Annotated in this window: 7 protein-coding genes; 1 reads left to right on the plus strand and 6 read right to left on the minus strand. The window is 68.6% G+C overall.

All coding sequences use genetic code 11. The features are described 5' to 3' along the window. Position 1: 1 nt before the first annotated feature. Both IPN02_17480 and IPN02_17485 read right to left on the minus strand, forming a co-directional pair. The gene (locus IPN02_17480; protein MBK9298577.1) at positions 2-976 is read right to left on the minus strand and encodes an NAD-dependent epimerase/dehydratase family protein; all 975 of its coding nucleotides are present in this window, start codon (positions 974-976) and stop codon (positions 2-4) included. A gap of 74 nt (positions 977-1,050) precedes the next feature. Continuing rightward, entirely contained in the window at positions 1,051-2,748 is a 1,698-nt protein-coding gene (locus tag IPN02_17485; protein MBK9298578.1) for a DUF4012 domain-containing protein, read from the minus strand. A gap of 680 nt (positions 2,749-3,428) precedes the next feature. Here IPN02_17485 and IPN02_17490 point away from each other — a divergent pair. Continuing rightward, complete coding sequence (locus IPN02_17490; GenBank protein ID MBK9298579.1) at positions 3,429-3,947, plus strand: hypothetical protein; 519 nt, start codon at positions 3,429-3,431, stop codon at positions 3,945-3,947. Positions 3,948-3,987: 40 nt separating this feature from the next. Here the strand turns inward: IPN02_17490 and IPN02_17495 are convergent, their stop codons facing one another. The 4 genes from IPN02_17495 to IPN02_17510 form a co-directional block, all read right to left on the minus strand. Beyond that, positions 3,988-4,371 carry a hypothetical protein gene (locus IPN02_17495; GenBank protein ID MBK9298580.1) on the minus strand — a complete coding sequence of 128 codons (384 nt, stop codon included), beginning with the start codon at positions 4,369-4,371 and terminating at the stop codon, positions 3,988-3,990. Between the two features lie 39 nt (positions 4,372-4,410). Beyond that, a complete protein-coding gene (locus tag IPN02_17500; GenBank protein ID MBK9298581.1) occupies positions 4,411-5,205 on the minus strand; it encodes an acyltransferase in 795 nt (264 codons plus the stop codon). Continuing rightward, on the minus strand, positions 5,202-5,981 hold the full coding sequence (locus IPN02_17505) for an acyltransferase (protein MBK9298582.1): 780 nt from the start codon (positions 5,979-5,981) through the stop codon (positions 5,202-5,204). The genes IPN02_17500 and IPN02_17505 overlap by 4 nt, the downstream gene beginning before the upstream one ends. A 71-nt stretch (positions 5,982-6,052) precedes the next feature. Further along, complete coding sequence (locus IPN02_17510) at positions 6,053-6,655, minus strand: sugar transferase (protein ID MBK9298583.1); 603 nt, start codon at positions 6,653-6,655, stop codon at positions 6,053-6,055. Positions 6,656-6,750: the final 95 nt, after the last annotated feature.

Raw genomic sequence — 6,750 nt, forward strand, 5'->3', positions numbered from 1 at the left:
TCTACGTCGTCGATGGTGCCCGAGCAACGCTCGAATCGGTACCCTCGGCCCCCCACCACTGGGCCGTTCGGCCCAGTCCCTCGGCCAGGTCGATCGCCTCGCGGGGGCCCATCAGCGCCTCCAGCCCGCTGGGGTCGGCCTGGCTGTGGGGCACGTCGCCGGGGCGGTCCGGGCCAAAGGCCACCTCCAGGCCACGGCTCAACAGCGTCTCCAGCTCGGCGATCACGTCCAGCAGCGTCCAGCGCCGCCCGAAGGCCAGGTTCACCGGGCGGGCCGAGTCCAGGCCGCCCAGCGCCACCTCGGCCAGCACGTCGGTGACGTCACCCACGTAGGTGAAGTCCCGGCTCTGCATCCCGTCGCCGTTCACCGGGATGTCCCGCCCGGCCAGGGCGGCGTCGAGAAACGCCGGCACCACCGCTGCGTAGGCGTCGCCGGCCCGCTGGCGGGGCCCATACACGTTGAAGAACCGAAACGGCACGGCCGGAAAGCCGTAGCAGTGGCGCCAGGCCAGCACGGCCGACTCCCCCGCCAGCTTGGACACCGCATAGGGGCTCAGCGGCGCCGGGGCCAGGTCGATCGTCTTGGGCAGCACCTCGGCCGCCCCGTACACCGACGACGACGACGCAAACACCAGCGGCCGTCCCCCGGCCGAGCGGATCGCCTCCAGCACGTTCACCGTGCCGTCCACGTTGGTGGTCATCGACGGCCGGGGCAGGTCCACCGAGCGGGGCACCGACGGGATCGCCGCCAGGTGCACCACCGCTGTGGCCTCGGCCACCAGCCGGGTCACCAGCGCCTCGTCCAGCACCGTGCCCTCCACCAGCTCCACCGGGGTGTCGGCATCGCCCACCCCGTCCAGGTTGTCGCGGCGTCCGGTCGACAGGTCGTCCAGCACGGTCACCCGGGTCACCCGTTCGTCCTCGACCAGGCGCCGGGCCAGGTTGCCGCCGATGAAGCCCGCCCCGCCGGTCACCAGTACGTGCTGGTCGTCTCGTGGGCTGGTGGTCTCTGGGGGGTCCTCCTGATCGGATGTCCATCAGTGGCTGAAGGTCAGGGGCACGTGTTCGCCCACCCGGGGCGCACCCGCTCGTCGATCACGGTGCGGTCCAGGTCGCGCACCACCACGGTGGTGTCGCTGGTCCCAGCGTTGGCGGGCCGCACCAGGGTCAGGTCGTAGGGCCCGCTGGGAAGGGTGCCCTCCAGGCGCCAGCGCAGCTCCACGGTGCCCCCGGGCGGGATCTCCACGCTCACGCTGTGGCGGTAGAGGCCCTCCTCCAGCGCCAGGCGAGACGGGGTCCGCTCGCCGTCCACCTCCAGACTTGCGTTGCGTGAGGGGCTCAACACCGACACCTCGCGGATCTGGGTTCCCGCCGGAGCGTCGGTCTGGTTGCCCACCACCACCGGCGGCAGCCGGGCCGGGTCGCCAACCGTGTTGGTGTAGGTCGAGGCCAGCGTGGCGATGCGGGCGCCGTCGTCCGGGTCCCAGGCGACGTCGTAGGTGTGGGTGCGGTCGAGGAACACGTCGGCCTTGTTGGGTGCCTTGTTGCGCTCGACGAAGCCCAGCAGGTCGCCGTCGGTCGCCGGCAGCGGCGCGCTCAGCCCGACGCGGTCCAGCAGCGCCCGGTCGTCGTCCTCCCCGGTGGCCATCGCCAGGTGTCCGTCGCGCACCAGCGGCCCAAAGCGTTCGCCCAGCTCTCGGGGCCCGGGCAGGTCTGCCGAACCAAGTCGGTCGAAGATCTCGCCGGTCAGCTGGCCAAGCGCCTCGTCGCCCTCAGGGTTCTGTGCCAACACCCGAAACTGGTCGCGGGTGAAGAACGCCTCGGTGTTGGTGGCGTTGATCTCGGCGACGGTCCCGGGCACCGGGATCGGCCCGGTCAGCGCCACAAACTCGGCCAATGCTGCCGGGTCGGCGTAGATCACCCCGTCGATGTGGCCCCGTCCGTTGGCCTCCATCAGGTTGGTGGCGGCGGCTGCCACCACGTCCAGGTCGGGCGACGACGTCCAGTTCTGGGTGTAGCGGCCGGGGGCCATGTCGATGAACGCCGGCGGAAAGTAGGCGGCGGGTGTTGGCGGCTGCCGGTCGGGTTCGGACCCATACAGCTCGCGGGGCGTGCCCGATTCCTCCAGGCCGATGGCACCGTCGTTCACCCACAGCAGCGCCCAGCCGCCCATAAACCCGCCAAAGTCGCGCCCCTCGGCCGGGTTACCCACCATCACCAGGTAGCGCCGTGGCCCGTCTGCGCCCAGCAGGGGCGGCACGTCGGCCAGCGCCAGCTGCGCCAGCTCGGTCTCGGAGGCCAGGTCGCCCACCTCCACGGCCACGTCATCCAGGCGGGTGCGCAGCGGCGCCACCACCCACGGCGATTCGATGTCGGCCAGGCCGTCGACGGCGGCGTCCAGCGACGACGCCAGCGCCCCCACCGGCACCTCGGTTTCCTTCAGCTGGGCCAGGTTGACGCCCCCGCCCTCCTGGCGCAGCGCCTGGTAGTCCACCGACGTGGCCGCAAACGCGGCGCTGCTGTTGAGGTCGCGCCCCATCGTCGTTCCGGCGCGCAGCGCCTCCAGGTTCTGGGCCACCCCCGGCACCAGGCGGGCCGGCGCCAGCCAGGGCGCCCCCAGCCGGTCCGAGGTGTCGCCAAACGCCACTGCCGCTTCGTTCAGCAGCTCGGTGGCCGCCGCCGTCTCGCCATCGCGCGCTGCTGCGGCGCCCCGCCGGGTGTTGTCCACCGCCGACTCGACCGGGTTCACCTGGCCGATCAACCGTGAAGCCCAGCGGGCCCACCGGCCGCAGCTGCATCAGGCTCAGCGTCACCGCCGCTCCCGCAACTGCCCCCACCGCCCGGTTTCGCCGGTCGACGGCCAACAGCACGGTGCTGGCGGCCACTGCGCCCAGGCCGAGGGGCAGCCCCACCCCCTCCGCCAGCAGCGATGCCAGCGTGGCGATCACAAACAACGGCCAGCGTCGGGCACGCGACCCGGCCAGCGCGCCAAGCGCCACAAGCGCCGCCCGCTCGGCCGCATCAACCCCGGCGTTGCCGGTTGGTGCCACACCGTCGGTCAGCAGCGCCCCCACACCGCCCCCCGCAACTGCGGCGACCGCCGCCACCGCCGCCATGATCTGCGGGCTGCTGCTGGAGCGAGCCTTCCGCCGTCTGCGTGATCGCTGCGCTGGGGCTCGTCGCTCGTCCCGGCCGTATCGACCGGGTCCGACGTGTCTGGTTCTCAGGCGACTGCGATGCCACGTGGGGAGGTCTCCGGCGGTTGCGACGGTGGAGCAGAAACGCCAGGCAACGCTACCAGCGCCAGAACATGGGAAGATCACGCCATGGGCGCCACCCCTCAGGATCGACCGGACCCAGCAGCCCCCCCGGTCGGCAGAGCCGTTTCGCCTGATGTTCGTCTGCACGGCCAACCGCTGCCGCTCGCCCATGGCCGAGCATCTGGCCCGTCGATCGCTCGAGCAACGCCAGATCCCGGCGAAGGTGGTATCGGCCGGCCGGCTCAAGGGCAACCTCGGCGCCACCCCCGGCGCAGTCGAGGCGATGGCCCGCCGCAAGCTCGATCTCTCCAACCACGTCAGCGCCCAGCTCAGCCCCGAGGTGCTAGCCGACGCCCACCTGGTGCTGGTGATGGAGCGCGGCCACCTGTCCGACGTCTACCAAACCCTGCCAGAAGCGATCGACCACGCCTTCACGTTGGGCGAATTCCCCTCGCTGCTCCGGGCCACCAAAGCCGACCCGTCGCTCGAGTCCGCCGCCACGCCGCTCGAAGGCGCCCACCGGCGCATTGCGCTGGCCCACCAGGCGCGGGATCCGGTGCGCATCCTGGTCGACGACGAGAGTTCCGACATCGCCGACCCGATGGGCCGCTGGGCCTGGCACTACCGACGCACGGCCAAACAGTTGTCGAGCCTGATCGACGCCTCGCTCGACGGGCTGTTCCCCTAAGCCGCAGGGTGGCCGAATGCCCGACCGACGCTCAAACCACTCAGCGCTTCCGGAGGAGCTCGTCGACCCAGTTTCCGATCCGGTCGGCCTGGAGTTCCGTAAACTGGCGGGCGAGGTGGTTGTCGCGGGCGGCTACCCAGGTTCCACCGACTTGGATTGGGCATGGGTCGTCCGGGCAGGTGATCGCTGTCAGGTCGAGGCGGTCGACGTTCGCCTCGTCGACCAACTGGATCTCAGCGGCCGAGTAGCCACTGATATCGACCAGCGCTTCATCCTTCGGCATCGCACAGTCCGCCATTGAGAAGTCGCGCGAAAGGCATTGCAGCGGATCGCCCGAGTTGGGGTTATCGACAAGAAGGCCCATTGACACCTCTTCTTCCTGTAGCCGCATCTGCCAGTTCTTGAGCGCCGCGGAACCAAGCATCCATATCGTCGAACTTCCGTCGGGATGACCCGGCATCGGTCATGACAACCGCAGACACTTGATCGTTGGCCAGCAGGCCGACGGTCTCCTTTTGGAACGAGGCGCACGCGTCATAATCGGCGTTCTTCTGAGCAGTCGAAGGCCCAAGCGGAGCCGCCGGGCATTTCCGTAGTAGCGCAGCGCAACAGCAAAGCCGTTCGATCGACCGGCATCCGAGAATGCTGCGATCCATTGCGCCGCGTGCGAGTCACCGACGAGTAGGACGACCGGAGCGCCCGGTTCGTCGGAACCGCCAAGACACACGTCTGCCCCCAGCAGCGAACTGTTCTGTTCGCATCCGGCGGGCCTGTAACTCTCCTCCGCTTGGACCCATTCGGCCACCTGAGGACCCTTAACCCCAAGGCGCCCCCACAGCACGACGCCGATGGAACATGCCGCGCCAAAGCCGAGCGCTGCTGCGCCAAACGCCAAACTGCGACTTGACGACTTGACCAGGCTCGGGGCCAGCCGGACACGCTGCTCAACGAAATGGAACGAAGCCGCTGCGGGAAGTATAGACGCGACACACGCAATGCGGGCGATGGTCTGGTTGCCATTGGTCGCCGCCAGCACCAAGACAAATGCGGGCCAATGCCAGAGGTACCACGAGTAGGAGTACCTACCGACCCGTCGAACCGGCGACCAACTGAAGATCCCGGCTACCGAGAAGCCCTGCTCCCCTGGGCCATGGGTGAACCCCAGGATCATGGCGACACTTCCGATAACCGCCAGCAACGGCCACGCCCCTGGAAACCCCGCGTCGACAGGCGTCCACACGAATGCGGCCACGATCATCGCCAGCCCACCGATTGTGAACAGCCGCCCCGTCCGTCGATCCAGGCTCCATTGCCAGAAAGCGCTGCTGCCCCGCCGATGATGAACTCGTACAAGCGTGTGCAGTCCATAGAAGGCCCACAGCGGAGACGACGTCGTTTGGACCACGCTGGCCGAAGCGAGCCCAACCCAAGGACCATCAGTGCGACCGCCAAGGTTCGCTGCCTCGACCAGCGGAGTCTCTTCACGGCTACGAGCGCTAACGGACCCAGGATCAGCGGCCAGACAAGGTAGAACTGCTCCTCCACTCCGAGCGACCACAGATGAAGAAACGGGGACTGACGAAGTGGCCCGTCGAAGTAGTTCCCCCGAGCCGCCGCAGCGATGTTCATTCCGAAGAGATCCGAAGCAAACCCGTAGAATCCGACGCGCTCGAGTTCCTGGGGCGCTAGAAACATCACGCTCCCCAAGCAGGTCAGGGCGATTATCAGCACCATGGCCGGCACGATTCGCCGAGCACGACCCGCCCAGAACTCTCGAAGCTGCTGTGGAGAGCCAGCCGCCTGCTTCGTGACGATCTGGCGCGTGATCAGGAAGCCCGATATAGCAAAGAAGATGTCGACGCCCACGAACCCGCTCGACATACCAGGGAAATCAATGTGGTTGAGCACCACAGCCACGACCGCAAGCGCACGCAGCCCATCGATCGCTTGGATGTACGGCAGACGGCTCGGACCTTGGGCAGTGCCGCCACCAGCTTCCGAAAGCTGATCTCGCGATTTGAGGGGGATCGTCATGGCGTGCGAAATCCTAGCGATCCGATGTCACCGACTGAGCAGTCCACTTCAACAGGTCGTGACTCATCAGATCAGCCGTCGGCCAGCATGGGGTCGTCGGCGTCGTGGCCCTCGGCGCCCTCGCCGGTCAGCACGGTCGAAACGGTGCGCACCAAAATACCCATGTTTTGCCGCAACGACCGGCTGTCGACGTAGGCAAGGTCCAGGTCGATGCGATCGGCCCACGCCAGCGAGTTTCGGCCGGACACCTGGGCCAGGCCGGTCAGCCCAGGCCGCACGGTCAGGCGCCGTGCCTGCTCCTGCGTGTAGCGCTCCACCTGTGAGGCGACGGTCGGCCGGGGACCAACGGTGCTCATCTCGCCCTTCGCCACGTTCAGCAGCTGGGGCAGCTCGTCCAACGACCAGCGGCGTAGCACCGCACCAACCCGGGTGATGCGGGTGGGTCGGGCACCAGCGGGTTGTCGCCGTCCACCATGCTGCGAAACTTGACACCTCGAATCGTCGCCGTTGAGCCCAACGCTGCTGACGAAACAGCACCGGGCCTCGCGAGTCAGCCCGACGCAAGCTCCAATCAGCAGTCCGATGGGCACCAGCACCGGCGACGCCGCGATCAGCACCGCCCAGTCGAGCGCCCGTTGCAGCCGGTAGGTCCGAGCGGCCGGCAGGGCGGTCAGGTCCGGCGGGTTTGCGGCACCGTCGGGTTCGGATTCTCCCGCCAGCTCCACAGGCGAAGTATTCACGACGGCGCCCGCTCGGGCAACAACCGTCG

This window comes from Candidatus Microthrix subdominans (assembly GCA_016719385.1).
Classification (GTDB): Bacteria; Actinomycetota; Acidimicrobiia; order Acidimicrobiales; family Microtrichaceae; genus Microthrix; species Microthrix subdominans.